The following is a 26072-nucleotide window of genomic DNA, read 5'->3' on the forward strand; positions in this document are numbered from 1 at the left end:
AGCTCAGGTTTTAGCGGTCGCCGGGCCGGCCGGCTTGCCGGTTTTTTTTGCCATCAGCGCCGCTTCGCCGCCAAGCGCGATCTCTTTTAATTTCGTGAGGTCCAGGATCTGGATTTCCCGTTTGTCGACGGCGATCCAGCCTTTAACCCTGAAACTGGAAAGGAGCCGGCTGATGCTTTCGATAGTCAGGCCAAGGTAATTGCCGATGTCCTCCCGCGACATGCGGAACTGGAAATTGGTGGAGGAGTAGCCGCGCGCCAGGTAGCGTGAGGACAGGTTGACCAGGAAAGCGGCAAAGCGCTGTTCGGCGCGCATGTTGCCAAGCAGGAGCATGACATTCTGGTCGCGCGTGATTTCCTGGCTCATGATGCGGTGGAAATGATGCAGTAGGGTCGGGATATGGCTGAACAGTTCTTCCAGCCGCGTAAATGGAATCTCGCAGACCTCGCTGTCTTCCAGCGCGACGGCGTCGCAGTGGTGATGGTCGGAGCTGATGGCATCCATGCCGAGCAATTCGCCGGCCATCTGGAAGCCGGTAATCTGTTCTTCGCCATTATTGCTTATGTGGCAAGTCTTGAAGTGGCCGAAACGGATGGCGTAAAGGTTCTTGAACGGGTCCCCCATCCGGTACAAATGCTGGTCGCGCTGGATCCGCTGTCCGCGTCCGATGATCTGGTCGAGGCGATCCATGTCGGCATTGCCCAGCCCCATCGGCAGGCACAGCTGGTGCAGGCTGCAGCCCGCGCAGCTTGCCTTCAGCACGGGGATATTGAGGAGCGGCGAGGCCACTCTGGAAAACGGCGTATTCATGGTTGGTGGGGATATTCCGCATTCATCATTGATTGGCTATCGGTTTCGCACATACATATCTGCCGCTGCGGCGTTCGCAAAGCCATGGAGCGCATTGTATCGAAATCTTGCTGATGAATGTACACCGTATGTGAAGGATATACAAATCAGCGCCAGCCGCAATGGAATGAATTAATTGCCGCTTTCCTGATTTTTCCGTGGCTGGACCTGTCAATAGTGACAGCTGTCCATTTTTTTTGATGTGCATCAAATCCCTGCTTCCTGCCGCATCTATGATGGTTTCAGGACGCGCAATCAAGCGCCGCGCGCGGGTTCCGCATCGATAGTCGGTGGAGACTACCTTGGACCGGCGCGGTCCTGAGCGTGGGTTACGGAACATCATGTCAAACCGATAATGGAGGAACGAGATGAAAAGCGATCGACAGTTAAGGCAGGACGTCATGGATGAGCTGGAATGGGACCCGTCTATCAATGACACGGAGATTGGCGTCGAAGTCAAGGATGGCGTGGTGACTTTGGGCGGGCATCTGGGCAGCTATGCCGAGAAATATGCCGCCGAACACGCGGCGCTGCGGGTTGCGGGCGTCAAGGGCGTCGCCGTTGAACTTGATGTCCGGCTGTCCGGGACAAGCGAGCGGACAGATGCTGAAATCGTGTGCGCCTCCGAGTTTGCATTGGAATGGAACGTCCTGGTGCCGCCGGGCAGGGTGCATGTCATGGTGGAAGACGGATGGGTGACGCTGAGCGGCGAACTGGAGCGGGATTACCAGCGCGTGGCTGCAGGAAAGGCGATCCGCAACCTGATGGGAGTGACTGGCGTCAGCAATCAGATCACGGTCAAACCTGCCGTACTGCCGAGCGACGTCAAGGTCAAGATCGAAGCCGCTTTGCAACGGCGCGCTCACATAGAAACGCAACGCCTTACCGTCGTCGTCAACGGCGACCAGGTGACGCTTGCCGGGCCGGTACGTTCATGGTCGGAGCGTTACGCTGCATTACAGGCAGCCGCGGCGGCGTCGGGCGTGACGCGGGTAATCGATAAGATGGTGATTGCCGAGGTTGGCGCGTGGGGCGGATGACGGCATCCGACTCCTGAAGCAAAGCGCTCTGCCATACCGGTGGCAGAGCGCATATCCCCTAATGCACCATCATAACCGGGACCGTCATCGACTCCAGAACCGTCTGGGTCACGCCTCCTAGCATGATTTCGCGGAAGCGCTTATGGCCGTATCCGCCCATCACGATCAGGTCGGCGCCGAAATCCGCAGCATGTGACAGCAATGCATTGCCGGTATCGATATCTTTCGGCATGGCCTGTTCCGAGACCTCGACCTTGATGCCGTGGCGCGCCAGGTAAAGGGCGATGTCGGCCCCCGGCTGCTCGCCATGGGCGCCGGATGGATTGCCCCTGCCAAGCACCACAACCTGCACCAGATCGGCCTGCTGCAGCAGCGGGATCGATGCGCTGACGGCGCGCGTCGCTTCCACGCTCGCATCCCACGCCACCAGCACCCTTTTCCCGCATGCAGGAAAGTGGCCGGCATAGGGCACGATCAGCACTGGCCGGCCGCAATTCAACAGCACATATTCGGGGAAATCGGCGCGCAGCACAGCGGAATAGTCGGCGGGGTTGACCTGGCCGATCACCACCAGGTCGCTGTAGCGTGCCTGCAGGCACAGGCCGGCGCCTGCATCGTCTTCGACCAGGCGTTTTTCGAATGATTTGACGTCCATCTTCCAGGCTGCGGATTCAAATTCCGCCAGCCGGCTTGCCGCTTGTTCGCGCAATTCGCTCATTGCCGGCTCGAGCAGCGCCAGGTTGCTTTCGCCGATGACTCCAGGCATGAGAAACTGCGGCGCAACGCCGGTCGCCGCGGCGCCGATCAGATGCGCGCCGTGTTTTTGGGCAAGCAATGCGGCAATCCTGATCTGCTCCTGGCCGCGCCGCGATTCGTCCACGTGCACGAGAATAGTCTTGTAGTCCATGTGAGGCCTCTCTGGTCGATCAAAGCAGGAAATCCGCCTTGAGAAAATATTGACGCGCAAACGCCAGCAATTGCGGGTCGCCGGGATGGTCCACGGTTTCCACGCCAACGATTTTTTCCGCCAGTTGGTGCTTGTGCCTTAGCAAATGCTTGATAAAGGCCATCTTTTCCAGGCCGGGTCCTACGATCAGGATCTGAAGGGCTTGCGGCAGTGCATTGGCAATGGCGTCAAAGTAGGGCGCCTGTTTTACCGCATCCGGTATCCTGGAATGCATTTCGGAGGCGTATGGATTCGCATGCCTGGAATGCATCCTGATGGTTTCGTGCGCGGCCGCACCCGGGCTGAACGCGATGATATGGGCTTCTGCATGGTCGAGCCATACGACGATGTGATTGAATGACATGGGGCGTCCTTGCAAAAAAATGCATCAGGCGCCAGGCTCGGGACCTTGGCGCTGGCTGTTTTCCATCTCGGCCTGGCAGTGCCGGCAACGCTCTGCCGTGGGATGTATTTGCAGCCGTTGTGGCGCAATCGTTGCGCCGCACGCGGTGCAGACACCGTAGGTATGCGACTTGATGCGCCGTAGCGCGGCCTGTATCTTTTCCGCTTCCGCGGGCTTGTGCAGCAACAAGGCGATTTCGGCATCGGTCAGCAATTCTGCGGCAATGGCATCGTCCTTGCCGCTGTGCTTGAAATGCGCCTGGTCGGCCGAATGCTGATGCAAACGGATGGCATCCAGTATGTATTTCCGGCGCCGTTGCAGCTGGCTTTCGACTTGCCCTGTCAGACGAGAAGAGATCATTTCTGCCTCAGCGGAAAAATGAAGAATCGGTTACGAGCTTAATTCGGTGAGAGAAGGAGATATTGATGTAAATCAAAATCCGCATCGTTTCCTGGTTCAGGGCTGCAATACATGCATGCGGATGGCCGGGCGGCGAAACCACGCCGGCGTTATGGCCGCCTGAGGTCAGCAAAAATGTCACTTCGGCATCGGTCAGCCGGTGTATCTTGAATACCGATCGCCATGCTCGCCGCGGCAATCGCCAGCAAGGTGCCGCCCAGGCAATGGCCGACGCCATTGACTTGCGCCGAGCCGGTGATGCCTGTAACCGCATCGACCGCTGCCATCACTCCCAGCTTGCGGCATTCCTCCATCATCGGATTGCCTGGACGCTGCGCCTGACCATGCGCTTGCCAGGTGTTCTGTTCCGGCGGACTGTTTTTTTCGATTCATGGTGCGTTTCCTGATACGGATGATACCCAGCATAACCACGGCCAGGCGGAAGAATTTGATCCAGATCAATTCAGGCGGAACGGGTTGCTACTAGAGTGGCTTACATAGGTCGGGAAAAACGGATCGGGGAATAAAATGAAGAGCGCCGAGGGCACATATTTGGAGAACATTGCAACGCTGGCGGATCTGTTTGACTGGCGGGTCAGGCAGACGCCCGAAAACGAAGCATATCGTCACTTCAATCCCGAGACGGGACATTGGCGCTCCCATAGCTGGGGGCAGATCGGCGAACGCGTCAGGACTTGGCGCAGCGCGCTGGCCGCCTTGTGTTTCCCGGTTGGCGCACGGATTGCGGTATTGCTTCCCAACGGCATCGACGCGGTCTGCATCGACCAGGCCAGCCTGGCGCTGGGACTGGTTCCCGTGCCTATGCATGCGCTCGACAATCCGGCCAGCATCGCGTACATCGTCAAGGATTGCGACGCCGCCATGCTGGTGGTGTCCACCCGTGCGCAATGGGAAGCTATCGCCGCGGTCGGCGAAACAATGCCGCTATTAAAGCTGGTGCTGGTGACGGAAGACGGCAATTTCGCCGGCCATCACTCGCCGCTGCATTCCCAGGGACTGGTGATCGCCTTGCCGGCCTGGCTGGCAGGCGGCAGCTTGCCCAGCAATGCAAGCCGACCGGCGGTGACGGGCGAAGCGCTGGCGGCGATCGTCTATACCTCGGGAACCACGGGCAGGCCAAAGGGAGTCATGTTGACGCACGATAATGTCCTGTCGAATATCCGGGCGATGATGGCCAGGGTAACGGTGAGCGCATCGGATGTGTTCCTGTCGTTCTTGCCGCTGTCGCATACCTTTGAACGTACTGTCGGTTACTACCTGCCGGTTGCCGCCGGCAGCTGTGTCGCTTACGTCAGGTCCATTGCCCAGATTCCGCAAGACCTGAAAATCGTCCGGCCGACGGTACTGGTCTCGGTGCCGCGCATCTACGAACGGTCACACGTCAAATTGCTGGAGACGCTGGCCGGTTCCAGCCGCATGGCGCAAGGATTGTTCGCATTGGCGCAAACAGTCGGCTGGCGGCGGTTTTGCCGCAGCCAGCACCTGCCGAGCGCCGGCGGGTCGCCGCGCTGGCTGGATGCGCTGTTGTTTCCAGTCTTGCGGCGGCTGGTGGCGCGCAAGGTGTTGGCCCAGTTCGGCGGCCGCCTGCGTATCGCCGTGTGCGGCGGCGCGCCCTTGCCGCAAGCGGTGGCGGAATGTTTTCTTGGACTGGGCTTGCCCTTGGTGCAGGGTTACGGCATGACCGAGACCTCGCCGGTGGTTGCCTGCAATACGCCAACCGACAACTGGCCTGCCACTGTCGGCAGGCCGCTGGCAGGCGTCGCGGTGCGTATCGGCGATAACCAGGAGTTGCAGGTGCGCGGCGGCAGCGTCATGGCCGGTTACTGGAAACGCCCCGAAGAAAGCGCAAAGGCAATGACTGCGGATGGCTGGCTGCGTACCGGAGACCAGGCGGCGATGGAGGGCGGGCGCATCCGCATCATCGGCAGGATCAAGGAGATCATCGTTACCTCCACCGGCGAGAAAGTTTCACCGGCAGACCTGGAGCTGGCGATCACGGCTGACCCATTGTTTGAACAGGCTTTCGTGCTGGGCGACAACCGGCCGTTCATCGCGGCTTTTGTTGTCCTGAACCAGGCCGGATTGGCAGCGCTGTCGCACCAGCTGCAGCTGGATGCAAGCGCAAGCGCTACCGTCGACTCGCCGCTGCTGCGGGATGCCGTCCTGCGTAGAGTGCAGCAGGTCAGCATGCGGTTTCCAGCCTACGCGGTGCCGCGCGTGGTTCGCATTGCGGCGCAGCCATGGTCGCTGCAAAACGGCTTGATGACGCCGACATTGAAACTCAAGCGCAATGCATTGCTGGCGCATTTTCATGCCGACATCGATAATATCTACGCGCCGCGCACGCCGATCCAGGCATTGGACGATGTGGTGGACACCATCGTCAGCTAGGAACGGAGGATCGCCAGTGCGTGCCGGGCTGCGATCCATTCTTCATTGGTGGGCTCCACAGCCACCGCGACCTGGCTGTCGGCAGAAGAGATCAATGGCGAGTTGCATTGATTGGCATCCTGGTCAAGGCGTACGCCGAGGAACGCCAGGTCTCGGCAAACGCGGCTGCGGACCTCCGCGCTGTGTTCGCCGATGCCGGCGGTAAATGCCAGCAGGTCGAGACCGCCCAGCACGGCCGCCAGTGCGCCGATCTCTCGGACGATGCGTCGCACGTACAAGTCCAGTGCGGCGCGCACCTGGTCGCCGATGGCATCCTGCCGCCGCTCTTGGGCAAACAATGCAGGGGGATCCGGTGATACGCCCGAGACGCCGAGCAAGCCGGATTCGTGATAAAGCAGGTGGGCTACCTGTTCCAGGCTCAACTTCTCGATTTCCATCAGATAGAGCACGGCTCCCGGATCGAGCGCGCCGCAGCGCGTGCCCATCATCAATCCGTCCAGCGCTGAAAATCCCATGGTGGTGCCGACGCTGCGCAATGCTTTCATCGCACACAGGCTGGCGCCGCTGCCCAGGTGGGCGGCAATTACGCGGCCGTGGGATGCGGCGCCAAACCGTTCTTCCAGCACCACCGACATATATTCATAGGACAGGCCATGAAAACCGTAGCGGCGCAAGCCGCGCTCCCACAGCGTATAGGGCAGCGGCAGCATCTGCTCGACCTGGGGCAGGGTGTGGTGGAATGCGGTGTCGAAACAGGCCACCTGCAGCAGGCCGGGCTGGCTGGCCAGCAATACCTCGATGGCTTCCAGTGCAAACGGCTGATGCAAGGGCGCCAGCGGAATGTAGTTTTTCAAGTCCGCCAGCACTTCCGCATCGATCCTGGTCGGCGCGGAATATTTGCTGCCGCCATGGACTACGCGGTGCGCCACCGCGCATAAGCGGCGCGCGCCCAGGTGAACGGCCACCCGCTCGCGTATATGCATCAGGGCGCTGTGGTAGGGCTGCGCCGCATCCAGCGCCAACGGCGCGGATGCGGCGCCGGATTCGACATGGCTTGGCTTGGCGCCGCCTATGCCTTCGACTTTGCCTTTCCATTCGGCCTGCCGCGGCAGCGCGGCGGGCGCGGCGTCGAACAGGGCAAATTTGATGCTGGACGAACCGCAATTGAGCACCAGGATGAATCCGGCGCTGTTGGGCGGCAGGGTTGCGGCCGTGTTCATTGCGGATGGCTGCGGTAATGGTGGGCCAGCATCAAGGCGATGGCGCAAGACGCGATGCGGGTTTCACGCGAATCGGCGCGGCTGGTCAGGATGACCGGCACCTTGGCGCCAAGCACGATGCCGGCGCTGGCGGCGTCGCCCAGGTACTCCAGCTGCTTGGCCAGCATGTTGCCGCTTTCCAGGTCCGGCACCACCAGGATGTCGGCGCGGCCGGCGACTTCCGAGACAATGCCCTTGATGCCGGCGGCGGCGACGGAGACGGCGTTATCGAAAGCCAGGGGGCCGTCCAGCAGGGCGCCGGAAATCTGGCCGCGTTCTGCCATCTTGCACAGTATTGCCGCATCCAGCGTCGCCGGCATGCGCGGATTGACTGTTTCCACCGCCGCCAGGATCGCTACCCGCGGACAAGCGACGCCGATCACATGCGCCAGGTCGATGGCGTTGCGCACGATATCTGCCTTGTCATCCAGGGTCGGGGCAATGTTGATGGCGGCGTCGGTGATGATGAAAGGGCGCGGATAGGCGGCGGTTTGCATCAGGTAGCAATGGCTGATGCGGCGCTTGGTGCGCAGTCCGGCAGCCGCGGCCACGATGGCTTCCATCAGTTCGTCGGTATGCAGGCTGCCTTTCATGATTGCTTCGACTTCGCCCTTGCCGGCCATTTCCGCGGCGCGCGCGGCAGCCGCATGGCTATGCGGGACATCTTCAATGTGGATGTCCGCCAGGTCCAGCCCGGCGGCGCTGGCGACTGCTTCGAGCTTGGCTCGCGGCGCCACCAGCAGCGGTACGATCAGGCCGGCCCGGTGCGCATCCAGCGCAGCCGACAGGCTCGGTTCGTCGCAGGGATGGGCCACCGCGACACGGATCGGGCTCAAGGACTGCACATGGTCCAGCAAGCGCTGCACCTTGTCGCCGGAGCTGATCCGGACTTCCGGCAAGGTCATCCTGGCGTACGCGATCTTTTCGGCGGGCGCAATCACTTCGGCATCGCCTTCGATCGTTATCTTGCCGTCCTGGTTGATGCATGAACAGCTGAGCCTAAGCTGCTTTTTCTCGGGATCGCGCGCGGTCACAACGACACTGATGGTCAGGGTATCGCCCACCCGTACCGGATGCAGGAACCGCAAAGTCTGCGCCAGGTACACCGTACCCGGTCCGGGCAGGCGGGTGCCAAGCACTGCTGAAATCAACGATGCGCCCCACATGCCATGGGCGATGACGCCATGGAAACGGCTGGCTGCGGCGAATGCCGGATCGAGGTGCTGGGGATTGACGTCGCCGGACATGACGGCGAACAGCTGGATATCTTCGGTGCTCAGCTTGCGTTCCATGCTAGCGCTGTCGCCGACGGCGATCTCGTCGAAAGTCAGGTTGTGGAGTATGCGTAAATCGTCGTGGAAGGCGGCGTGAGAAGTATCGGTCATGTTAGTCGAAAGTAGATGGAACGAGAGTCCGGTGGCAGGAGGCAGGCCGGACGCCGCGGTATATCCAAAGCATAACAATAGGGATACAAAAGATTTTGATGCAGATCAACTATACAGGACAGCGCCGCCGGATCGGCACATTCATCCGCGACGCAGCCTGGCGTGACAGAAGTTTCGTATCGGGGTGAAATTTGATTTACATCAATAACACTGCCGTCCTGCACGGTTACGCTGGCGCCAATCATCTATCCAAAAGAAGGAGACGCCATGTCAAATAAAATGCAAGCTGCCGTTGTCGAACAGTTCGGGAAACCGCTGGTGATCCAGGAATGCGATATTCCGGTTGCCGGTCCCGGCCAGATCCTGGTCAAGACCGAAGCCTGCGGCGTATGCCACACCGACCTGCACGCCGCCCACGGCGACTGGCCGCTAAAACCTGCATTGCCATTCATCCCGGGGCATGAAGGCATCGGCCTGGTGGTCGGGATCGGGGCCGGCGTGACGACGGTGAAAGAAGGCGACCGGGTCGGCGTGCCATGGCTCTATTCAGCTTGCGGCCATTGCGAGTATTGCCTTTCGGCGCACGAGACGGTATGTGCGGAAGCGCAGTTTGGCGGCTACACGAAGAATGGCGGGTTTGCCGAGTACATCCTGGCCGACGCCAGCTATGTCGCCCATATCCCCGCAGGTCTTGCAGCAGTCGACGCGGCGCCGATTATCTGCGCCGGGGTCACTTCGTACAAGGGCATCAAGGAAACCGGCGTCAAGCCCGGCGACTGGATCGCGATTTCAGGCATCGGAGGCTTGGGGAACCTGGCCATCCAGTACGCGAAAGTGATGGGCTTGCATGTCTGTGCGGTCGATATCGACGACGGCAAGCTGGCCAGCGCCAAATCCCTGGGCGCCGACCTGACGATCAATGCCCGGGACGGCGACGCGGTGGCAGCCATGAGGGAGGCGACCGGCGGCGGCGCCCACGGCGTCTTGATCACGGCGCCTTCGCTAAGCGCATTCCAGCAAGGGGTCGCCATGACCCGCAAATGCGGGACCTGTGTCCTGGTTGGCTTGCCGCCGGGTGAATTCCCGTTCCCGCTGTTCGACGTGGTGGCGAATTGCATCACGGTGCGCGGCTCGTTCGTCGGCACCCGCCAGGACATGGCCGAAGCGCTTGCCTTTGCCGCCGAAGGCAAGGTCAAGGCGCAGATCGAGTTGCAGCCGCTGTCAGCCATCAACCGTGTTTTTGAACGGCTTGAGCATGGCGACGTGGCGTCGCGCGTGGTGATCGATTTCCGCAAGGACTGACGAAGCCGGACCGGACAACGTTGCAGAAACGCCATGAATTTTCAAGGAAATGGAAAAATGAACAAGAAAGCATATCTGGTAGGGGGCGGCATCGGTTCCATGGCGGCCGCCGCATTCATGATCCGCGACGGCAAGATGCGAGGCAGCGATATCACCATCCTGGAGGCTGCTGCCGTTCCGGGCGGCAGCCTGGATGGCTGCGGCAATCCGGAGCAGGGCTATTCCATGCGCGGCGGCCGCATGCTGACCTTCGATAACTATGAATGCACCTGGGACCTGTTCAAGTCGATTCCGTCGCTGACTGCAAAGAACAAGTCCGTGCTTGACGAAACCATTGAATTCAACGAGCTGTACAGGTCCGCTTCAAAGGCGCGCCTGGTCGACCGCTGGCGTGGCAACGTCCCGGTGACGTCGATGGGGTTTTCCATGCAGGACCGCGCCGAATTGCTGAAACTCAGCAATGCCGACGAAGACCTGCTGGGCAGCAGCAATATCACAGACTGGCTGTCGCCGCCGTTCTTTGAGACGGCATTCTGGTACATGTGGTCAACCACATTCGCCTTCCAGCCTTGGCACAGCGCGGTAGAGTTCAAACGCTACCTGCATCGCTTCATGCTGGAATTCACGCGCATCGAAACGCTGGGCGGCGTCAAGCGCACCATCTTCAATCAATACGATTCCCTGGTGCGTCCATTGCATGACTGGCTGGCGGCGGAGGGCGTTTTTTTCGTCATGGATTGCACGGTGACGGATTTCGGACACGAGATAGTCGACGACATGTTCGTGGTCACCGCCATCCGCTGCCGGCGGCAAGGAATGGAGGAGGTCATTGAAGTCAGGCAGGGCGACCTGGTGTTCTTTCAAAACGGCTCGATGACCGATGCCTCCAGCTTGGGCTCGATGACAACCGCGCCCGCATCCTTGTCCAAGATTGACAGCGGCGGCTGGAAACTCTGGGAAAAACTGGCGCTGGGACGGCCGGAATTCGGCAATCCTGCCGTTTTCAACAGCTGTATCGCCCAGTCATCCTGGGAGTCGTTCACCGTTACGTTAAAGAATCCGGCGTTCTTCAGGCAGATGAAGGATTTCAGCGGAAACCAGGCCGGGACCGGCGGCCTGGTGACATTCAAGGATTCCAGCTGGCTGCTGTCGGTGGTGCTGCCGCATCAACCGCATTTTCCCGGCCAGCCGGAAGATGTGCAGGTATTCTGGGGATATGCCCTGTTTCCGGACAGGGTGGGAAATTTTGTCGCCAAGCCCATGGCTGATTGCAACGGCGAGGAAATCCTTCGCGAGCTGTGCGGGCACCTGCGCTTCGACCTTGGTTCAGTCGCTCAAGCGATTTGCATTCCTTGCCGCATGCCGTACATCACCAGCATGTTCATGCCGCGCACACGCGGCGACCGGCCGCTGCCAGTCCCGCGGAATTCCAAAAACCTGGCTTTTATCAGCCAGTTCGTTGAAATTGCAGACGATGTCGTTTTCACCGTCGAATATTCTGTGCGGGCTGCGCAGATGGCGGTCTACCAGCTGCTTTGCATCGACCGCCAGGTGCCTGCCGTTACGCCGCACGACAAGTCGCCGCTGGTCTTGCTTGAAACCCTGATCAAGTCGCTGCGCTGATTTAAGAAAAGATCAAGGAAACAATGTTTCTTCGCACCTGGTTTGCCAGATGTTCAAACATCGGGATAGCAGTCCTTCTTTTTGGGTACAGCTGCAATGTGCTTGCAGACGATATTCCTGCCTGGTTTAGCAATGGCCGCCCCAGCGCAGAGGCAATCCAGGCTGTACAAATCCTGCAGGCTGCCGATCTGGACGGCCTCAATCCAGAAGACTACCAGGCAAGCCTGTTCGCGCGCATCGTCGAAGAAGCCAGGCGCGGCGCATCCCCTGCAAACGATGGCAAAGCCGACAATGCGGCCGCACTCACGCGGGCCATGGAACGTTTCATTTCCGATTTGCATTACGGCCGGGTAAATCCGCTTGATGTCCACGCATCATTCAAGGCGCCGCGCAGGCAGCTGATTCCTGCTGAATACCTGAGGCAAGCCGTTGCCGGCCATGCACTGGCAGCCTCTGTGCGTGCGGCTGCGCCGCAGCTGCCGCTCTATCGCCATTTGCAGCAGGCGCTGGCTGCCTATCGGGAACTCGCAAGGAATCCGGCCCTGCAACGTCCACTGCCGCCGCTGCCGGCAAACAGAATCGCACCAGGCCAGCCTTATGCCGGCGCCCGCGACCTTGGCCAAAGGCTGGCGGCCTGGGGCGATACCAGTCCCGGCGCCGAGGCCGGCACGATATACACGGAAGCCATGGCCGACGGAGTCAAAGCGTTTCAGCTGCGGCACGGCCTGGCCGTGGACGGAGTGATTGGCAAAAGCACGTTTGCGGCGTTGAACATTTCCGTCGCGGCGCGCGTAAGGCAGATTGAACTGACGCTTGAGCGCCTGAGATGGACTCCGCTCCTGACGAACCAACGCATGATCGTGGTGAATATTCCTGAATTTGTACTGCGCGCTTACGATACAAAGGACCGCAGCGTGAGGGTCAGCATGAATGTGATCGTGGGAAAGGCGATGGACAAGCGAACCCCGCTTTTTGTGGAAGACATGCAGTTCATCGAATTCAGTCCTTACTGGAATATTCCAGCTTCGATCGCCAAATCGGAAGTGGTGCCGCGCTTGCGGCGGGATCCCGCCTATTTCCAGGCGCAAGGGCTGGAGTTCGTCAGCGCTGGCGCCGTCGTACCTGACCTGACGCCGGCAAACCTTGACGCGGTGATGCACAACCAGATGAAGCTGCGCCAGCGCCCAGGACCTGCCAATGCGCTGGGCGACATCAAGTTCGTTTTCCCCAACAGCGACAACATTTATCTGCATCACACCCCTGCAATCGACCTGTTCGACCGCAACCGGCGCGATTTCAGCCATGGCTGCATCCGTGTGGAAGATCCCATGGCGCTGGCGAAATTCGTCTTGAATGGCCAGCCGGAATGGACTGAACAGCGTATACGCAAGGCGATGGACAGCGGGAAATCGGCAACGTTGCGCCTCAAGCAGCGGCTGCCGGTTGTCATTGCTTATGCTACCGTCATTGTGAAAAACGACGACAGGGTATATTTCTTTGACGATATTTACGGCAATGACAGACTGCTTGATATGGCATTGAGGAAGGAAGAAAAATCCCGGCTTGATGAGCGGAAAAGAATCGTCAAGCAGGGTCTTTCAGGCTGAGGAATTGTGCTCTAAACCAGTGCGTCATGCATTGCTGATGATGACTTTCAGGGCGTGTTCTTTTTCTGCGTTCGAGAAGACCTCGTAGGCTTGCAAAAACTGGTCGAAAGTGAAGCGGTGCGTGATCAGGTTTTCCGGTTTCAGTTTTTTCGATTCAACCGTCTTGAGCAGCATCGCCGTGGTATTGGTGTTGACCAAGCCTGTAGTGAGCGTAATGTTCTGCGCCCACAGCGTCTGGATCTGGAAATCGACGCTCTTGCCATGCACGCCGACGTTGGCGACATGGCCGCCGGGGCGGACTATCCGCTGGCAGACGTCGAATGTCTGCGGAATGCCGACCGCTTCAATGGCGACGTCGACGCCGTCTTTTGTGCTTGCCTTGATCCGTTCTGCCGGATCCACTTTGGCGCTGTTGATGACTTCCGTTGCGCCGAACTTCATAGCCAGGCCAAGCCGGGATTCGTCAATGTCGATCATGATGATTCTTCCTGGCGAGAAGAACTGCGCGGTCAACAGGGCGGCCATGCCGACCGGGCCGGCGCCGACGATCGCGACCGTATCGCCCGGCTTCACTGCGCCATACAAGACGCCGATTTCGAAACCGGTAGGCAGAATGTCGCTCAGCATGACCAGGGCTTCTTCATCTGTGCCCGCAGGGATCGGATACAGGCTGTTGTCAGCTTGCGGAATCAATACATATTCAGCCTGGGTGCCATCGATCAGGTGCCCGAGTATCCATCCGCCATCTTCGCAATGAGAATACATTTGCCGCTTGCAGTACTCGCATTTCCCGCACGAGGTAATGCAAGAGATGAGAACATGGTCGCCTTTTTTGAAATTGCTGACGGCGCCGCCGGTCTCTTCCACGATACCGACGCCTTCATGCCCCAAAATCCTGCCGCTGCTCACCTCCGGCACGTCGCCTTTCAATATATGCAGGTCTGTGCCGCAAATGGTGGTTTTGAGCATCTTGACGATGGCGTCGGTCGGTTTGGATATTGTTGGCGTGGGGACCGAGTCCCACGATTTTTCCCCAGGTCCGTGATAGACCAGGGCATTCATAGTGGGGGCGCGTGCCATGCAATGCTCCTTGAGCGGCTGCTGAGTTTTTGTCTTAAGGGGCTTTTCTTAAGCCGCTTCCTGGATGTTGGAAGCTTGTTTGCCTTTCGGGCCTTGGGTCACTTCAAACCTGACTTTTTGGCCCTCCTTGAGGGTCTTGAAACCATTCATCTGGACTGCAGAGAAGTGAGCGAACAGATCCTCGCCGCCATCATCCGGAGCGATGAAGCCGAAACCCTTGGAATCGTTGAACCATTTGACAATGCCTGTCGACATGAGATGCCTTTCAAAAAATACCGTGAATGATGTAAAACGGTTTCTGCCAGATATCGCCGAAGCGCTGCATTTTCGGCTTGCCTGTTGTTCGGGCTACTTTCCATCCGTCATCAAGCTCTTCATCCTGCCGGCGGTCTCCGCTGCATGCGCTGCGGTACCGCGCGCGAGTTCGGCTTGCGTGCAAGAGACGATATCAGCCATGTGATGGCTATAGTGAAAAGCCCTTTCGACGGTGGGCCGTACCTGGGCAGATCTCAGCAGCAGCCATTCTTGAGGAGTAACGGCCGACATCATCTGCTGCGACGCATTTGCCGACTCTGCCAAGGAGTCTTTCATCGTATCGAGGTTCAGGCTCGCCGCCTTCGCTGCGCCTTCGACCGCAGTTTTGGTCAGTGCCGCCATTGCGGTGAATTGTGCCGCGTAAACGGCTTTTATCGCAGCCGAAATTGGTTCCAAGAGCGGAAACATGGTTTCTCCTTGCAAGAGATGGACATTGTCAGGCACCGGCCGGGCCGGAGGATGTGGTACCAGGATTTATTCTGAACTTCGCTCGCCCGGCGGTATTGATGCATATCAAATTTGCCGCGAAAATTTGCGGCGGTTCCCGTCGGCAAGCGAATCGGCCTGATTTTGATGCAGGTCAAATTGCGCATTGCCTGTTTCTATACCATTCGATGTGCATTCCTCGGATGTATTTAAAAAAGGGAGGAATTGCATGTTTTCCAAGCTTGCTTTCCATTGTTTATTTGACATCCAGGACATCGATTATGTACACAACTATCTTGGTTCCCGTCGACGGCAGTCCGACTTCAGACTGTGCAATAGCAGAAGCTGCAAAACTTGCCGCCATCTGTTCTGCGCGTGTGCGCTTGCTGCATGTGCTTGATATGGCTGCCTACAGCAACGGCTTCGAACAGGCGGAAATCTACGTCAGCCAGATCCGGCCACTGGCGCTGGCTGCAGCCGAAGATTGGCTTGCCCGCGGACGAGCCATCCTGGAAGCGGCCAAGGTTCCGGTCGATACGGAGCTGCGGGAAAGCGTGGGCGGGCGAGTGGCTGCGATCATCGTTGAACGGGCGGCAGCCTGGGGCGCGGACGTCATCGTGATGGGAACGCATGGCAGGCGCGGGCTGGGGCGCTTGATGATGGGCAGCGATGCCGAGATGGTGGCGCGCACGTCCCCCGTGCCGGTATTGCTTGTCAAGTCGGCATAACATTCTTCCGCTTGTTATCTCCAAGGACAAACCATGAAAAAAGAACATTCTCCGGCCTATATATTTAGCACGCACGATGCCGCGGAACAGGCAATCAGGTCGCTGGGCCTGGCCGGCATCGCGGCGACGGCCTAGCGCATGAAATCGTCCGACGCCGATTCTGGCGCTTCCATTCCCGCCAATGGCCTCCGTGTCTTGTGGGAACGCCTGAAAGAACATCCTTTGGCCCGGGTCGGACCCGGGCTGATCACCGGCGTGGCGGACGACGATCCCAGCGGCATCGCCACCTATTCCCAGGCAGGCGCGCAGTTCGGCCTCAACATGCTGTGGACGATGCCGCTGGCCTTTCCTTTGATGGCTGCGATTCAGTCCATGTGCGGACGCATCGGCAGGGTGACGGGAAAGGGACTGGCCGCCAATATCAAGACGACGTTTTCTCCAGCCGTGCTGCTGGCTGTAGTGTTATTGCTGCTGGTTGCCAACGTTCTCAATATCGCAGCGGACGTCGCGGCCATGGGCGAAGTGGCAGAGCTGGTCACTGGTTTCAACCGGCATCTGATGACAGCGTTCTTTGTCTTTGGCACCCTGTTGCTGCAGATATTCATCCCGTACCATCGTTATGTATCTTTCTTGAAATGGCTGACGTTCTCGCTGCTGGCCTACGCTGCTGTCCTGTTTACGGTCCATGTTCCCTGGAGCGAAGTAGCACTGCGCACTGTCTGGCCGAAATTCGCATGGAATTCCGCCACCGCCGCTGTCATCGTCGGTGTATTCGGCACTACCATCAGCCCCTACCTTTTTTTCTGGCAGGCTTCCGAAGAAGTGGAGGATATGCAGGTAAAAAAAGGCGCTGTCCCGTTAATCCGTAACGGCCAGGATGCCGGCGGCGAACTCCGCCGCATTCAATGGGACACCTGGAGCGGCATGTTTTACTCCAACATCACGGCCTATTTCATTATCCTGGCGACAGCTGTCACGCTCAACGCCGCCGGTGTCCAGGACATCGATAGCTCCGCTCAGGCAGCCAGCGCACTCAAGCCTCTTGCCGGAAATTTCGCCTATATCCTGTTCGCCCTTGGCATTCTTGGCGTCGGCCTGATTGGCGTGCCGGTGCTGGCCGGTTCCGCCGGCTATGCGTTATCGGAAGCAATGGGCTGGAAATCAGGACTGGAGCGCAAGGCGGCCGACGCACGCGGATTCTATGGCGTCATCGCCGTCAGCGTACTTGCCGGGCTTGCCGTCCAGTATTCGCCGATCAGTCCGATGAAAGCGCTGTTCTGGAGCGCAGTGATCAACGGCGTCGTCGCCGTGCCTTTGATGATCGTGATTATCGTGATGGTTTCAAAGAAGTCGGTGATGGGGAAATTCACCGCAGGCCGGCTGACAACTGCGCTCGGCTGGATAGCAACCGCGGTGATGGGGGCGGCGGCGATACGGATGTTTATCCCTGGCTAAGGCGGAGACTGTTATTTGACGATGTGCTTGATGCGATTCGTCGTCCCGAAACGGGGAAATAAAAAACAGTTGTGAGTATTTCGTGGCCGGGGTCCATGCCACTGGCCCACAAATGCGTCATTTTGCGTCATGATGATGAAGAGGCATACCTTCCAAGCCTCCAATACACTGGCCAAGAGGATGCGAACAGCATGGGCGACTTCAGCGACATCAAAATATCCAGGCGCGGCCTGCTAATCGCAGGTGCATTATCGGTGACGGCGGCGGCCGTGCTGCCATCGGTGGCCGGAGCCGGCGATGCGGCTCCCGGCGGGGCAAACACGCTGGCCTCTGCCTTCGCGCCCACCGGCAAGCTGCGCGCATCCATCAACCTGGGCAATCCGATCCTGGCCGGCAAAGATGCATCCGGCGCCCCTCGTGGAGTATCCGTGGATCTGGCGAGAGAATTCGCATCTCGGCTAGGATTGGATCTTGAGTTGCTGGTTGTCGATACTGCCGGAAAATCGGTAGATGCAGTCGCTGCTGGAAATGCAGACATCGGATTCTTTGCCATCGATCCTAAACGCGGCGCCCAGATTGCCTTCACGCCGCCGTACGTCCTGATTGAAGGTTTTTACCTGGTTAAGGACGATTCTCCTATCCGCCGCAATGCAGAAGTTGATGCGCCAGGTACCCGCGTCGTGGTTGGCGCCGGCAGTGCCTACGACCTGTATCTGACGCGCGAATTGAAGCACGCAGAGATCCTGCGTTCTCCCTCTTCTCCCACAGTCGTCGATACCTTTATTGAAACGCACGCCGAGGCGGCTGCCGGGGTGAAGCAGCAACTTGAGGCCGACTCCCGGCGTATCAGCGGACTGAGGCTGCTGGACCAGCGCTTCATGGTCATTCGCCAGGCAATGGGTGTGCCTAAGAGTCGGGGAGCCGAAGCTTCAGCCTACCTTGCGCAATTCGTGGAAGACATGAAAGCTAGCGGATTTGTCGCCGCAGCATTGGAGCGGCACGGAATAGATGGGGCTACGGTTGCTCCGGCAGGCAACTCTATGCCGGATCCCTTGAAGTGATCATGCGCCCGCAGAACCGTTGCCAATGCGTGCATGCCCTGTTCCGCAAGCCGTAACTAGCGGCGTGCGCCGCCGATCATGCCGGCCATGGTTCTGAACGCTGCATTTCATTCTGTTGGTGAGAACTGAATTTGATGATAGCCAGGTTATCAATCAAGGCAGTGAAATGTAGCATATCAATGCGACCAGGTTTCCATCTCGCAGGTGGAATGGATTCAACATGACTTTAATGATTGAGAAGATGATGAAGGCTTTGCGTTTCGGCGAATATGGATCACTGGATGATGTAAAGATGCTGGAGTGCGAGTCCACGCAGCCAGGACCGCACGAAGTGCGCGTGCGGATAGGGTTTGCCGGTGCAAATCCTCTCGACCTCAAGTTGCTATCCGGCCGGATGGCCGCCGTCTTCCCTTTGAATTTCCCTTATACCGTCGGGACCGATATCTCAGGAACCGTCGAGGCGACTGGCGAGCTGGTTCGACGTTTCAAACGCGGAGACAGGGTGTTCGGCCGCCTTGATGCGCGGGTTGGCGGGGCGTTCGCCGAATACGCTATCGCCCCTGAGCACGGCTTGTGCCCGATCCCGGAGGCTGTTGATTTCAAGGTTGCGGCGGCGTTGCCTACGGCGGCCGGTACGGCATGGCTTGCGTTGTTCGACATAGGAGGCCTGGGCGCCAAACAAAAAGTCCTGATCCATGCAGCATCCGGCGGCGTGGGTTCGTTCGCGGTGCAGCTGGCAAAGCTGGCCGGCGCATACGTGATTGCTACTGCGTCGCTGGAGAATCATGCATTGATCAGGAGTTTGGGAGCGGATGAAGTAATCGACTATAAGAAAGACGATTTTACGCAGCGCGTGGCAGGCGTCGACATAGTGCTGGATCCAATCGGCGGCGCAACGCAGGAACGCTCGTGGAGTGTCATCAAGCCTGGTGGCGTCCTGGTTTCACTGATCGATCGCGTGATAGGAAATCGCGGCGAGATCCGCGGCGCCTTTGCGCCGCTTGCCAACAATGCGGCAACATTGCACGGGATCGCTTTGCTGGCGGCAGGCGGGCAGCTGAAAGCGGTCGTTGATACCGTATATCCCTTTGCGCAGGCACGTAGCGCGCTTGACCATGTTGCGTCGGGACATTCCGTCGGCAAGGTGCTGGTCCATGTTACGGGATAAATGCGAAATGCCAGGCAGATGATTGGCATCCGGTTCATATAGGGAAGCCGGGGCGGGCAGGGTGCGAGATGTCAGCTTATCTTCCAGGGCGGATTGGCATTGAATGCGGCGAGAAGGAAGTCAGTCATGGCACGCACCTTTGCCGGCGGCGCCCGGTCCGACGAGCGGACCAGATGTATGCCGCCGAGATCTGCGCTGACGGCATCGAGCGTGACCAGCTCCAGTTCGCCGCGCCGGATGGCGTCGGCGACGATGAATTCCGGTTCGTAAAGAACGCCAAGCCCGGCAACGGCGGCCGCGACCAGTGCGTCGCCATTGTTGGTGCGCAAAGTTCCCTTCACGGCGACGCGCCGCTCTCCTGCCTTGCCGAAATGCCACACGTCCGGGCGCGACAGGTTGGACAGCGTGAAGCTGAGGCAATTGTGGGCTTGCAGCTCAGACCAGAGCTTCGGACGTCCATGCAGTGCCCAATAGCCGGGAGCTGCGCAAACGACCATGGCGCTGTCCGCCAGTTTCCTGGATACCAGGCGGCTGTCTTTTAACGGCCCCACCCGGATCGTCAGGTCCCAGCCTTCTTCGATCAGGTCGACCACGCGATCATTCAATCCGAGATCCACGGCGACTCTTGGATGCTGCTGGTTAAAGGCCGGCAAGAGCGGCGCTATGTAACGCACGCCGAATGACAGCGGGGTATTGAGCCGGAGCAGCCCCGTAGCTTCCAGGCGCTGCGATGTAATCGCCGCTTCCACTTCTTCCAGGTCGGGCAGCAATCGGTTGCACACCTCCAGGTACTGCTGTCCGGCTTCGGTCAGCGTCAGCTTGCGTGTGCTGCGGTGGAATAATCGCACCCCGAGGCGCTCCTCCAGCGCATCCACGTGTTTGGTGGCCATCGCCGGCGACAGCATCAGTTGACGCGCAGCGGCGGAAAGGCTTCCTGCCCGGGCGGCGCGAGAAAAAACCTGCATTCCTGTTATGCGGTCGAGCATGGTTATTTAACACCCCTGGTATGAACTGAAAATATTATTCACCATATTATCAGTCGCCAGGTGGGAATGTAACCTGAGGGCTGGTCTGCATTAACCGTTTGGCATACAGGAACAGGAAATGAACTCATCATCCAGGGATGCGCGCCCTTTGAAACTGTCGCGGCGAGACCTGCTCGCCACGGCCGCTATCGGCGCGCTGGCCGCTGCAGTCACACGCCCCGCATGGAGCGTTGAACGCGCATTGTTCAAGACGGCGTCTCCGTGGGACCGCGCAAATGCACTGGACGGGGTTATCCAGGACGCAGTCGGCAGCGGCGCGATTGTGGGCGCCACGGTGATTGCCGCGAAAGATGGCAAGGTCGTCTATCAGCGCGCCGCCGGCTTCGCCGACCGGGAAGGGGAGCGCCTGATGACAATCGACGAAATCTGCCGGCTGGCATCGATGACCAAGCCGATCGTCTGCGTGACTGCCTTGGCGCTGGCCGACCGCGGCCAGCTCAAGCTTGAAGACCCGGTGACGCGCTGGCTCCCCTGGTTTCGGCCGAAGCTGGCCGACGGGCGGGAACCGGCCATCACGGTGAAACATCTGCTGACGCATAGCGCGGGCCTGACCTACGGCTTCCTGGAAGCCCCGGATGGTCCTTACCATCGCCTGGGCGTGTCCGATGGACTGGATGCGTCCGGCCTGACGCTCGAAGAAAATCTTCGGCGGCTCTCGGCAGCGCCCCTGCTCTACGAACCCGGCGCCAGCTGGCACTATTCGATTGCCATCGACGTGCTCGGCGCCGTCATTGAGCGCGCGGCCGGCATGACATTGGCGGAAGCCGTGCGCAGCATCGTCACCGGTCCGCTGGGCATGTCGAGCGTCAGGTTCGTCGCTCCAGCCGGCAAACTGCTGGCCACGCCATACGGCGATGCGGTTCCGCAGCCGGCTCGGATGACGGACTCCTTTGCGCTCAAGTTCGGGCAAAGCGAGATTGTCTACGCGCCTGCGCGGGCCTTTGATCCCAAGGCGTTTCCTTCGGGAGGGGTGGGCATGGTGGGCCGCGCCCGCGATTACCTGCGCTTCGCTGAGGCAATCCGCACCGGCGGGGCGGGCGTTATTCGCCCGGAAACCGCGACCGCGATGACCACCAACGCCATAGGCAGGCTGACCGCCGGCGCCGGTTTCGGCTGGGGACTTGGCGTGGCGGTGCTGGAAGACCCGGCTGCGGCGAAGTCGCCCTTGTCCAAAGGCGCCTGGAGCTGGTCTGGGGTGTACGGCAGCAATTTTTGGGTGGATCCGGTTGAGAAGCTCTCCGTCGTCGTGCTGACGAATACGGCTGTCGCTGGAATGACGGGCAATTTTCCGATGGCGCTGCGCCGCGCGGTCTATGCCGCTTAGCTCGCCGCCAGCTAAATTCGCCGGTATCTGGGGTAATTGCAATTTTCCGCTAAGGAAAAACTGAAACAGGGAGTTGGAAATGAAATTTTTGTTGAGCTTGCTGGCATTGTGCTGCGTGTTTGCGGGAGCGCCCGCGTTCGGCGCCCCTCCGATACGGATTGGCGTGACAACCATCCTGAGCGGGCCAAACGCTGATCGCGGGCAAAGCGAACAGTATGGCGTCGAACTGGCGTTAACCGAAATCAACAGGTCCGGCGGAGTGCTTGGCCGCCAGGTGGAAGCGAGCTACGCCGATAACTCTGCGGATCCTGCAACCGGAATTGCTGCCGCACGGCGCCTTATTGAACAACAGCATGTCTCGGTACTCTTGGGCGCCTTGGCAACCCCTGTCACAAAAGCAGTGATGCCGATCGCAAACGCGGCACGGATTCCATTTGTGATCGACATCTCCGCCGGGCAGGAATTCGTTGCCGCCGCCGGGATTGGCGGTTTCGAGTATGTTTTCAAAACCAATCCGTCAGAATTGGACATCGCAACAGCTACGATCCGCTGGCTGAAATCGCAGAACGTGCGCAGCGTGGCGATTGTCGCGGACGACAATGCCTTCAGCCTGGCAAACGCGCACGCCATGGAATCGGCTGCCGCGGAATCGGGAATTGCCGCCGTCGCCACGCAAGTAATCAAGAGTGGTGCAACGGACATCGACGATGTCGTTGCAAAGCTTGCGGCGCCTGCCCCGGACCGTATCCTTACAGTGGTGACCAGTTCAAGCGCCGCATTTCTCCGCGCCTATGAGCAAAGCGGCGGAAAAATTCCCTTGGCCGGACGCATTGATTTTGCGGTTGCCGCAACCACGCTTTCTCCCAAATTCCTGGCTTCGCCTGAATTTGAGAAAGCGTCGGGAATATCCGTGTTCACGCCGCTGGTCCCGGAGGTGGCAGTCTTTGTTCGCGCTTATCAAGACAAATATGGCATTGCGCCAACGCAGCGCGCGTTCTTCGCGTACGAGGCGACAAAACTGATCGCCGACGCAATTGGCCGTGCCGGCTCCGACGCTCCGCAGGCTATCCAGGCAGCGTTGAAAGCAAGCACGATGCCGTCTCTTTCTGGCGGAACCTTCACCATGGATAAAAATAATCACGCACATACGGCGATGCAAATTGTCGGTATGCGCGGCGGCAAGTTTGCCGTGCTCCAGGGCGCAGCAAAATAGCGCGCCGTGTTCCTGAAATCAGATACCTGAAACATCAGGGGCTTTCCGCGTGCGGGGGTTATGGCGATTGTTGGTGGTTGCTGAATTGTGAAATCAGTTTCGGGTGGTTTATGTCCGATAAATTTACCGGCATGATGTGCCACTGCTTTGCACGACAGATTCATCGGAAGTGACGAAGCGGCTTCGGCAGCGCTAAAAACCAGCATCAAGGAATTTCAAGTGAACAACACAAATCAACACGCAGCGATCGTCGCGGTGGCATCACGCGGCATCGGCCCGGAATACCTGCTCAGTCCGCGGGTGAATGCTTGAACGCGGATCTGCAAGTCGAGCAGCATCCGCCGCCGCCAATGGCAGCGGCGGCCAGTCCGAAAATCGCCGCATTGGCATCGCAAGGAGGCAATATGAAACCATCCATCACCTATCTGCACCTGCTGGCCAAGACGCCATTCTTCACAGGCCTTAACCGCAAGCAGCTGCAATGGGTCATCGACCATTCGAAGGAGTGGGAAGCCGCCAAGGGCAACCTGATTGCCCGCAGCGACAGCGATCCCGGCAGTTTCTGGGTGCTGTTGGACGGCGGCTGGAAAATCGAAGCCGGCAGTCGCACATACCCGGTCGGCCACGCAGATCCAGGCAACTGGTACGGCGCTGACACGGTGCACACTGCTGCCGTTGCTTCGCGCCTGATGGCTAGCGCCGATAGCTACGTGATGGAGATCCGGCTGGAGGATTTCAACGAGATGATACGCCAGGGTTTCGATTTCGACCGGCATTTACGGCGCGGGGTGCAATTCTATTCCGAGATTCTGAAGCCTTGAACAAAAAGGAAATATCGCATGCATACCGTTAAGGTGATCGCATCCGGCCTGCTATTGCTGGCTATCTGCCTCGGCGTAGGGCGCATGCTCGGCGGACCTGGCGCCATCGGTGCTTCGGTCCTGGCGTTCATTGTGTTGTGGCTGTTCGGAGCGGCGGCGAACCTGTGGTTCGGGGTGGCCCGGGCCGGTTATCCGGTGGCGGACGAACTGCCCATTTTCCTTGCGGTATTTTTGATCCCGGTGGCAGTGGCTCTCTATCTCAGGTGGAAATATTGAACCAACTGCCCTGAACTGCCCCCCATAACAAATTTGCGTCTGAAACGGATCCGCCTTGGATCAGAAACGTACCGGCGGCGACCCAGTCAATGCTTGACGACATCGATGTACTGCCATTTAGCGTGCAGGATCGGGTGTTTCTTTAAATCCTTGACCCATGGCCGCGCCAGCCAGCTGCGGATGCGAGTGGTTTTCAGCACCAGGGCCGAGTCTGCTTCGATCTGGCGATTCATCTGCAGGTAGATCTGATTGCGCTCAGGACCTGGCGGCAAGGCGACGGCTTTGTCGTACAGCGCGTCGCAGGCCGGCGAGTCATGGTAGCCGAGATTGCTCTGGCTTTGCCCTATCAATATCTTTGTAAATCCAGGCCGATCCGATAACTGACGACACATTTTCATTGCCTTTTGACTGGGTGCTGATCCGTTTCGACTTTCTGACGTTACGAACCAGGATACGATAAATCCTGGCCAATTCCATTCGGAAAATAATTGGCATCCTGTTGTATTTGATGCGGCTCAATATTTACTTATTCATGATGGATTTGAAAACTCTTGTGAAATGCCATGCAAGCCAATAGACAGGCTGCTTGCCTGTCCCTAATATCCCTATAAATCATTCCTATGGCAATTCAGCTTTCTGGAGTACGCAGCTCCGCTGATTGTCATTCATGAGCTCTGGGCAGTTGCCGACTGTCGCCACTCCGTTGCCATATCCGTGTCGTCAAATGCTGTGCGATGCCGTAACAAAAGCAAGACGGGACACAATGATTTTTTTGAAATTTCCGGCATAGAAAGCTGTCGAATATGCAAATCACTAAAAAACCCGGCACAGCCAGGGACCAGGACGGAACATGGAGCCATGCGGCGTTAAAGGCCGAACATGTGGCGCTGGTCAACGCCGGCAGCATTGCGCCTACTCGGATGCTGGCCAACAGATATGCCGTTTCTGTAACAACGATCAAGGAAATCTTGGCTGAAAATGCTATCGCAAATGCGAGCAACGATCCTCCGATTCTTCACTGCCATGATCCGTTTGGACGTTGCAAAAGCATGGTTTGAGCTTCCTCTTATCAAGCAATGACTCAAGAAACCGCATCCCGCATGAAAACATCGAAGACGGCAAGCAAACCTGCGCCACAAGAGCCGGAGCTAGCCACTGACGGCCGCTCATCTGTCTTTCCTGCAGCGCCTACATTGTTTTCAATGAACTATACGAGGCCCACTTACCGGAGTGAGGTACAAGTCAGCTATTCCTGGGTTTTAAGGCCAGTGCCAATTGCATGGTCAAAAATATAGCCGGTTTGGAATGAATGGATAGAGGGAGTTGATAATTTCATGAAAATAGCGACGAAACCGCTGCTGCTGCTTTTGCTGGCATTTGGCGGAAACCTGCTGGCATACGCACAAGAAGACAACTGGGGAAACTTGAATAACCAGGCCGTGGCACTGAGCCGGCAAGGACAGTTTTCCGCCGCTATCGCCGCGGAAAAGACAGCTCTCCAAGTCATCCAGGGAACTGCCGCCTCGCTCCCTCTGGATATTGCGGGAATAATGAGTAATCTAGGGTGGCTATATTCCACCCAGAAACAATACACGCTGGCCGAGTCGTTTCTCAAGCGAACACTGGCGATAAGGGAGCGGATACTTGGTCAAGATCATCCGGATGTCGTCAACACGCTCAGTCAGTTGGCCTTGGTGTACCGCCAGACAGGAAGAGAAGAAAGCGCCGAGTCCGTGGAAAAGCGTGCCGCCGCTATTCTTGCGTCACAACCTCATTGACAGGCTGAAATGCCTGACGATTGACGATGATATTGCCTACGATAAGCTGTGGGCAAGAATTGCGGCCGGCCATGTGGGAAGCCATTGCGAGGGAAGTCCAGTTATCGTGCAAATTCCAAGGGGAAATGTAACAATCGGCACTGCATAGTCGATAGA

At 58.6% G+C, this 26072-nt stretch carries 27 protein-coding genes; 15 read left to right on the plus strand and 12 right to left on the minus strand.

The window, feature by feature from the left end; translation table 11 throughout:
• Nucleotides 1-3: 3 nt before the first annotated feature.
• The gene (gene fnr / locus V8G57_RS21815) at nt 4-810 is read right to left on the minus strand and encodes a fumarate/nitrate reduction transcriptional regulator Fnr (protein ID WP_342831180.1); all 807 of its coding nucleotides are present in this window, start codon (nt 808-810) and stop codon (nt 4-6) included.
• Between the two features lie 407 nt (nt 811-1217).
• Between fnr and V8G57_RS21820 the strand changes: the two genes are divergently transcribed.
• Nucleotides 1218-1889: a BON domain-containing protein gene (locus V8G57_RS21820; protein ID WP_342831181.1), complete on the plus strand. Its 672-nt coding sequence runs from the start codon at nt 1218-1220 to the stop codon at nt 1887-1889.
• Between the two features lie 58 nt (nt 1890-1947).
• Here the strand turns inward: V8G57_RS21820 and V8G57_RS21825 are convergent, their stop codons facing one another.
• From V8G57_RS21825 to V8G57_RS21840, 4 genes are all read right to left on the minus strand, one after another.
• Nucleotides 1948-2796: a universal stress protein gene (locus tag V8G57_RS21825; RefSeq protein WP_342831182.1), complete on the minus strand. Its 849-nt coding sequence runs from the start codon at nt 2794-2796 to the stop codon at nt 1948-1950.
• A gap of 19 nt (nt 2797-2815) precedes the next feature.
• Entirely contained in the window at nt 2816-3199 is a 384-nt protein-coding gene (locus V8G57_RS21830; protein WP_342831183.1) for a translational machinery protein, read from the minus strand.
• A gap of 24 nt (nt 3200-3223) precedes the next feature.
• Nucleotides 3224-3598 carry a TraR/DksA family transcriptional regulator gene (locus V8G57_RS21835; protein WP_342831184.1) on the minus strand — a complete coding sequence of 125 codons (375 nt, stop codon included), beginning with the start codon at nt 3596-3598 and terminating at the stop codon, nt 3224-3226.
• A 149-nt stretch (nt 3599-3747) separates the two neighbouring features.
• A complete protein-coding gene (locus V8G57_RS21840) occupies nt 3748-3954 on the minus strand; it encodes a hypothetical protein (protein WP_342831211.1) in 207 nt (68 codons plus the stop codon).
• A 211-nt stretch (nt 3955-4165) separates the two neighbouring features.
• Between V8G57_RS21840 and V8G57_RS21845 the strand changes: the two genes are divergently transcribed.
• A complete protein-coding gene (locus tag V8G57_RS21845; RefSeq protein ID WP_342831185.1) occupies nt 4166-6049 on the plus strand; it encodes an AMP-dependent synthetase/ligase in 1884 nt (627 codons plus the stop codon).
• Here the strand turns inward: V8G57_RS21845 and V8G57_RS21850 are convergent.
• A complete protein-coding gene (locus V8G57_RS21850) occupies nt 6046-7269 on the minus strand; it encodes an acetate/propionate family kinase (RefSeq protein WP_342831186.1) in 1224 nt (407 codons plus the stop codon). The two genes, V8G57_RS21845 and V8G57_RS21850, sit on opposite strands and share 4 nt — an antisense overlap.
• Nucleotides 7266-8693, minus strand: a complete 1428-nt coding sequence (locus V8G57_RS21855; RefSeq protein WP_342831187.1) for a bifunctional enoyl-CoA hydratase/phosphate acetyltransferase — start codon at nt 8691-8693, stop codon at nt 7266-7268. The genes V8G57_RS21850 and V8G57_RS21855 overlap by 4 nt, the downstream gene beginning before the upstream one ends.
• A 267-nt stretch (nt 8694-8960) precedes the next feature.
• On the opposite strand from V8G57_RS21855, the gene adhP reads away from it, so the two are divergent.
• From adhP to V8G57_RS21870, 3 genes are all read left to right on the plus strand, one after another.
• Nucleotides 8961-9995 (plus strand): alcohol dehydrogenase AdhP, encoded by a 1035-nt coding sequence (gene adhP / locus V8G57_RS21860; protein WP_342831188.1) that lies wholly within the window; start codon nt 8961-8963, stop codon nt 9993-9995.
• 57 nt (nt 9996-10052) lie between these two features.
• A complete protein-coding gene (locus V8G57_RS21865) occupies nt 10053-11618 on the plus strand; it encodes an oleate hydratase (protein WP_092399902.1) in 1566 nt (521 codons plus the stop codon).
• Between the two features lie 98 nt (nt 11619-11716).
• Nucleotides 11717-13225 carry a L,D-transpeptidase family protein gene (locus V8G57_RS21870; protein ID WP_342831189.1) on the plus strand — a complete coding sequence of 503 codons (1509 nt, stop codon included), beginning with the start codon at nt 11717-11719 and terminating at the stop codon, nt 13223-13225.
• 24 nt (nt 13226-13249) lie between these two features.
• On the opposite strand, the gene V8G57_RS21875 is transcribed toward V8G57_RS21870, so the two are convergent.
• From V8G57_RS21875 to V8G57_RS21885, 3 genes are all read right to left on the minus strand, one after another.
• Entirely contained in the window at nt 13250-14287 is a 1038-nt protein-coding gene (locus V8G57_RS21875; RefSeq protein WP_092399898.1) for a zinc-dependent alcohol dehydrogenase family protein, read from the minus strand.
• Nucleotides 14288-14353: 66 nt separating this feature from the next.
• Nucleotides 14354-14560 (minus strand): cold-shock protein, encoded by a 207-nt coding sequence (locus V8G57_RS21880; protein WP_092399896.1) that lies wholly within the window; start codon nt 14558-14560, stop codon nt 14354-14356.
• A 93-nt stretch (nt 14561-14653) separates the two neighbouring features.
• Nucleotides 14654-15028: a phasin family protein gene (locus V8G57_RS21885; RefSeq protein ID WP_092399894.1), complete on the minus strand. Its 375-nt coding sequence runs from the start codon at nt 15026-15028 to the stop codon at nt 14654-14656.
• A 98-nt stretch (nt 15029-15126) separates the two neighbouring features.
• On the opposite strand from V8G57_RS21885, the gene V8G57_RS21890 reads away from it, so the two are divergent.
• From V8G57_RS21890 to V8G57_RS21905, 4 genes are all read left to right on the plus strand, one after another.
• On the plus strand, nt 15127-15774 hold the full coding sequence (locus tag V8G57_RS21890; RefSeq protein WP_342831190.1) for a universal stress protein: 648 nt from the start codon (nt 15127-15129) through the stop codon (nt 15772-15774).
• A 138-nt stretch (nt 15775-15912) separates the two neighbouring features.
• Nucleotides 15913-17229: an NRAMP family divalent metal transporter gene (locus tag V8G57_RS21895; RefSeq protein WP_342831191.1), complete on the plus strand. Its 1317-nt coding sequence runs from the start codon at nt 15913-15915 to the stop codon at nt 17227-17229.
• A gap of 281 nt (nt 17230-17510) precedes the next feature.
• Nucleotides 17511-18290, plus strand: a complete 780-nt coding sequence (locus tag V8G57_RS21900; RefSeq protein WP_342831209.1) for an ABC transporter substrate-binding protein — start codon at nt 17511-17513, stop codon at nt 18288-18290.
• Between the two features lie 220 nt (nt 18291-18510).
• Nucleotides 18511-19458, plus strand: coding sequence for an NADP-dependent oxidoreductase (locus tag V8G57_RS21905; protein ID WP_342831192.1), 948 nt, complete (start codon nt 18511-18513; stop codon nt 19456-19458).
• Between the two features lie 71 nt (nt 19459-19529).
• Here V8G57_RS21905 and V8G57_RS21910 read toward each other — a convergent pair whose 3' ends face one another.
• The gene (locus V8G57_RS21910) at nt 19530-20423 is read right to left on the minus strand and encodes a LysR family transcriptional regulator (protein ID WP_342831193.1); all 894 of its coding nucleotides are present in this window, start codon (nt 20421-20423) and stop codon (nt 19530-19532) included.
• 139 nt (nt 20424-20562) lie between these two features.
• Between V8G57_RS21910 and V8G57_RS21915 the strand changes: the two genes are divergently transcribed.
• From V8G57_RS21915 to V8G57_RS21930, 4 genes are all read left to right on the plus strand, one after another.
• On the plus strand, nt 20563-21828 hold the full coding sequence (locus tag V8G57_RS21915) for a serine hydrolase domain-containing protein (protein WP_342831194.1): 1266 nt from the start codon (nt 20563-20565) through the stop codon (nt 21826-21828).
• A 79-nt stretch (nt 21829-21907) separates the two neighbouring features.
• The gene (locus tag V8G57_RS21920; protein ID WP_342831195.1) at nt 21908-23041 is read left to right on the plus strand and encodes an ABC transporter substrate-binding protein; all 1134 of its coding nucleotides are present in this window, start codon (nt 21908-21910) and stop codon (nt 23039-23041) included.
• A gap of 404 nt (nt 23042-23445) precedes the next feature.
• On the plus strand, nt 23446-23862 hold the full coding sequence (locus tag V8G57_RS21925; RefSeq protein WP_342831196.1) for a cyclic nucleotide-binding domain-containing protein: 417 nt from the start codon (nt 23446-23448) through the stop codon (nt 23860-23862).
• Nucleotides 23863-23880: 18 nt separating this feature from the next.
• Nucleotides 23881-24138 carry a hypothetical protein gene (locus tag V8G57_RS21930; RefSeq protein WP_342831197.1) on the plus strand — a complete coding sequence of 86 codons (258 nt, stop codon included), beginning with the start codon at nt 23881-23883 and terminating at the stop codon, nt 24136-24138.
• A gap of 86 nt (nt 24139-24224) precedes the next feature.
• Here V8G57_RS21930 and V8G57_RS21935 read toward each other — a convergent pair whose 3' ends face one another.
• A complete protein-coding gene (locus V8G57_RS21935; protein WP_342831198.1) occupies nt 24225-24530 on the minus strand; it encodes a hypothetical protein in 306 nt (101 codons plus the stop codon).
• 411 nt (nt 24531-24941) lie between these two features.
• Between V8G57_RS21935 and V8G57_RS21940 the strand changes: the two genes are divergently transcribed.
• Nucleotides 24942-25196 (plus strand): hypothetical protein, encoded by a 255-nt coding sequence (locus tag V8G57_RS21940; protein ID WP_342831199.1) that lies wholly within the window; start codon nt 24942-24944, stop codon nt 25194-25196.
• A gap of 276 nt (nt 25197-25472) precedes the next feature.
• Entirely contained in the window at nt 25473-25916 is a 444-nt protein-coding gene (locus tag V8G57_RS21945; protein ID WP_342831201.1) for a tetratricopeptide repeat protein, read from the plus strand.
• Nucleotides 25917-26072 lie beyond the last annotated feature (156 nt).

The organism is Collimonas rhizosphaerae (assembly GCF_038896935.1).
Lineage (GTDB): Bacteria > Pseudomonadota > Gammaproteobacteria > Burkholderiales > Burkholderiaceae_D > Collimonas > Collimonas rhizosphaerae.

Coding starts and splice junctions, on each gene's coding strand:
- fnr (WP_342831180.1), bottom strand. CDS start 810: ATGAATACGCCGTTTTCCAGAGTGGCCTCGCCGCTCCTCAATATCCCC.
- V8G57_RS21820 (WP_342831181.1), top strand. CDS start 1,218: ATGAAAAGCGATCGACAGTTAAGGCAGGACGTCATGGATGAGCTGGAA.
- V8G57_RS21825 (WP_342831182.1), bottom strand. CDS start 2,796: ATGGACTACAAGACTATTCTCGTGCACGTGGACGAATCGCGGCGCGGC.
- V8G57_RS21830 (WP_342831183.1), bottom strand. CDS start 3,199: ATGTCATTCAATCACATCGTCGTATGGCTCGACCATGCAGAAGCCCAT.
- V8G57_RS21835 (WP_342831184.1), bottom strand. CDS start 3,598: ATGATCTCTTCTCGTCTGACAGGGCAAGTCGAAAGCCAGCTGCAACGG.
- V8G57_RS21840 (WP_342831211.1), bottom strand. CDS start 3,954: ATGATGGAGGAATGCCGCAAGCTGGGAGTGATGGCAGCGGTCGATGCG.
- V8G57_RS21845 (WP_342831185.1), top strand. CDS start 4,166: ATGAAGAGCGCCGAGGGCACATATTTGGAGAACATTGCAACGCTGGCG.
- V8G57_RS21850 (WP_342831186.1), bottom strand. CDS start 7,269: ATGAACACGGCCGCAACCCTGCCGCCCAACAGCGCCGGATTCATCCTG.
- V8G57_RS21855 (WP_342831187.1), bottom strand. CDS start 8,693: ATGACCGATACTTCTCACGCCGCCTTCCACGACGATTTACGCATACTC.
- adhP (WP_342831188.1), top strand. CDS start 8,961: ATGTCAAATAAAATGCAAGCTGCCGTTGTCGAACAGTTCGGGAAACCG.
- V8G57_RS21865 (WP_092399902.1), top strand. CDS start 10,053: ATGAACAAGAAAGCATATCTGGTAGGGGGCGGCATCGGTTCCATGGCG.
- V8G57_RS21875 (WP_092399898.1), bottom strand. CDS start 14,287: ATGAATGCCCTGGTCTATCACGGACCTGGGGAAAAATCGTGGGACTCG.
- V8G57_RS21880 (WP_092399896.1), bottom strand. CDS start 14,560: ATGTCGACAGGCATTGTCAAATGGTTCAACGATTCCAAGGGTTTCGGC.
- V8G57_RS21885 (WP_092399894.1), bottom strand. CDS start 15,028: ATGTTTCCGCTCTTGGAACCAATTTCGGCTGCGATAAAAGCCGTTTAC.
- V8G57_RS21890 (WP_342831190.1), top strand. CDS start 15,127: ATGCATATCAAATTTGCCGCGAAAATTTGCGGCGGTTCCCGTCGGCAA.
- V8G57_RS21895 (WP_342831191.1), top strand. CDS start 15,913: ATGAAATCGTCCGACGCCGATTCTGGCGCTTCCATTCCCGCCAATGGC.
- V8G57_RS21905 (WP_342831192.1), top strand. CDS start 18,511: ATGACTTTAATGATTGAGAAGATGATGAAGGCTTTGCGTTTCGGCGAA.
- V8G57_RS21910 (WP_342831193.1), bottom strand. CDS start 20,423: ATGCAGGTTTTTTCTCGCGCCGCCCGGGCAGGAAGCCTTTCCGCCGCT.
- V8G57_RS21915 (WP_342831194.1), top strand. CDS start 20,563: ATGAACTCATCATCCAGGGATGCGCGCCCTTTGAAACTGTCGCGGCGA.
- V8G57_RS21920 (WP_342831195.1), top strand. CDS start 21,908: ATGAAATTTTTGTTGAGCTTGCTGGCATTGTGCTGCGTGTTTGCGGGA.
- V8G57_RS21925 (WP_342831196.1), top strand. CDS start 23,446: ATGAAACCATCCATCACCTATCTGCACCTGCTGGCCAAGACGCCATTC.
- V8G57_RS21930 (WP_342831197.1), top strand. CDS start 23,881: ATGCATACCGTTAAGGTGATCGCATCCGGCCTGCTATTGCTGGCTATC.
- V8G57_RS21935 (WP_342831198.1), bottom strand. CDS start 24,530: ATGTGTCGTCAGTTATCGGATCGGCCTGGATTTACAAAGATATTGATA.
- V8G57_RS21940 (WP_342831199.1), top strand. CDS start 24,942: ATGCAAATCACTAAAAAACCCGGCACAGCCAGGGACCAGGACGGAACA.
- V8G57_RS21945 (WP_342831201.1), top strand. CDS start 25,473: ATGAAAATAGCGACGAAACCGCTGCTGCTGCTTTTGCTGGCATTTGGC.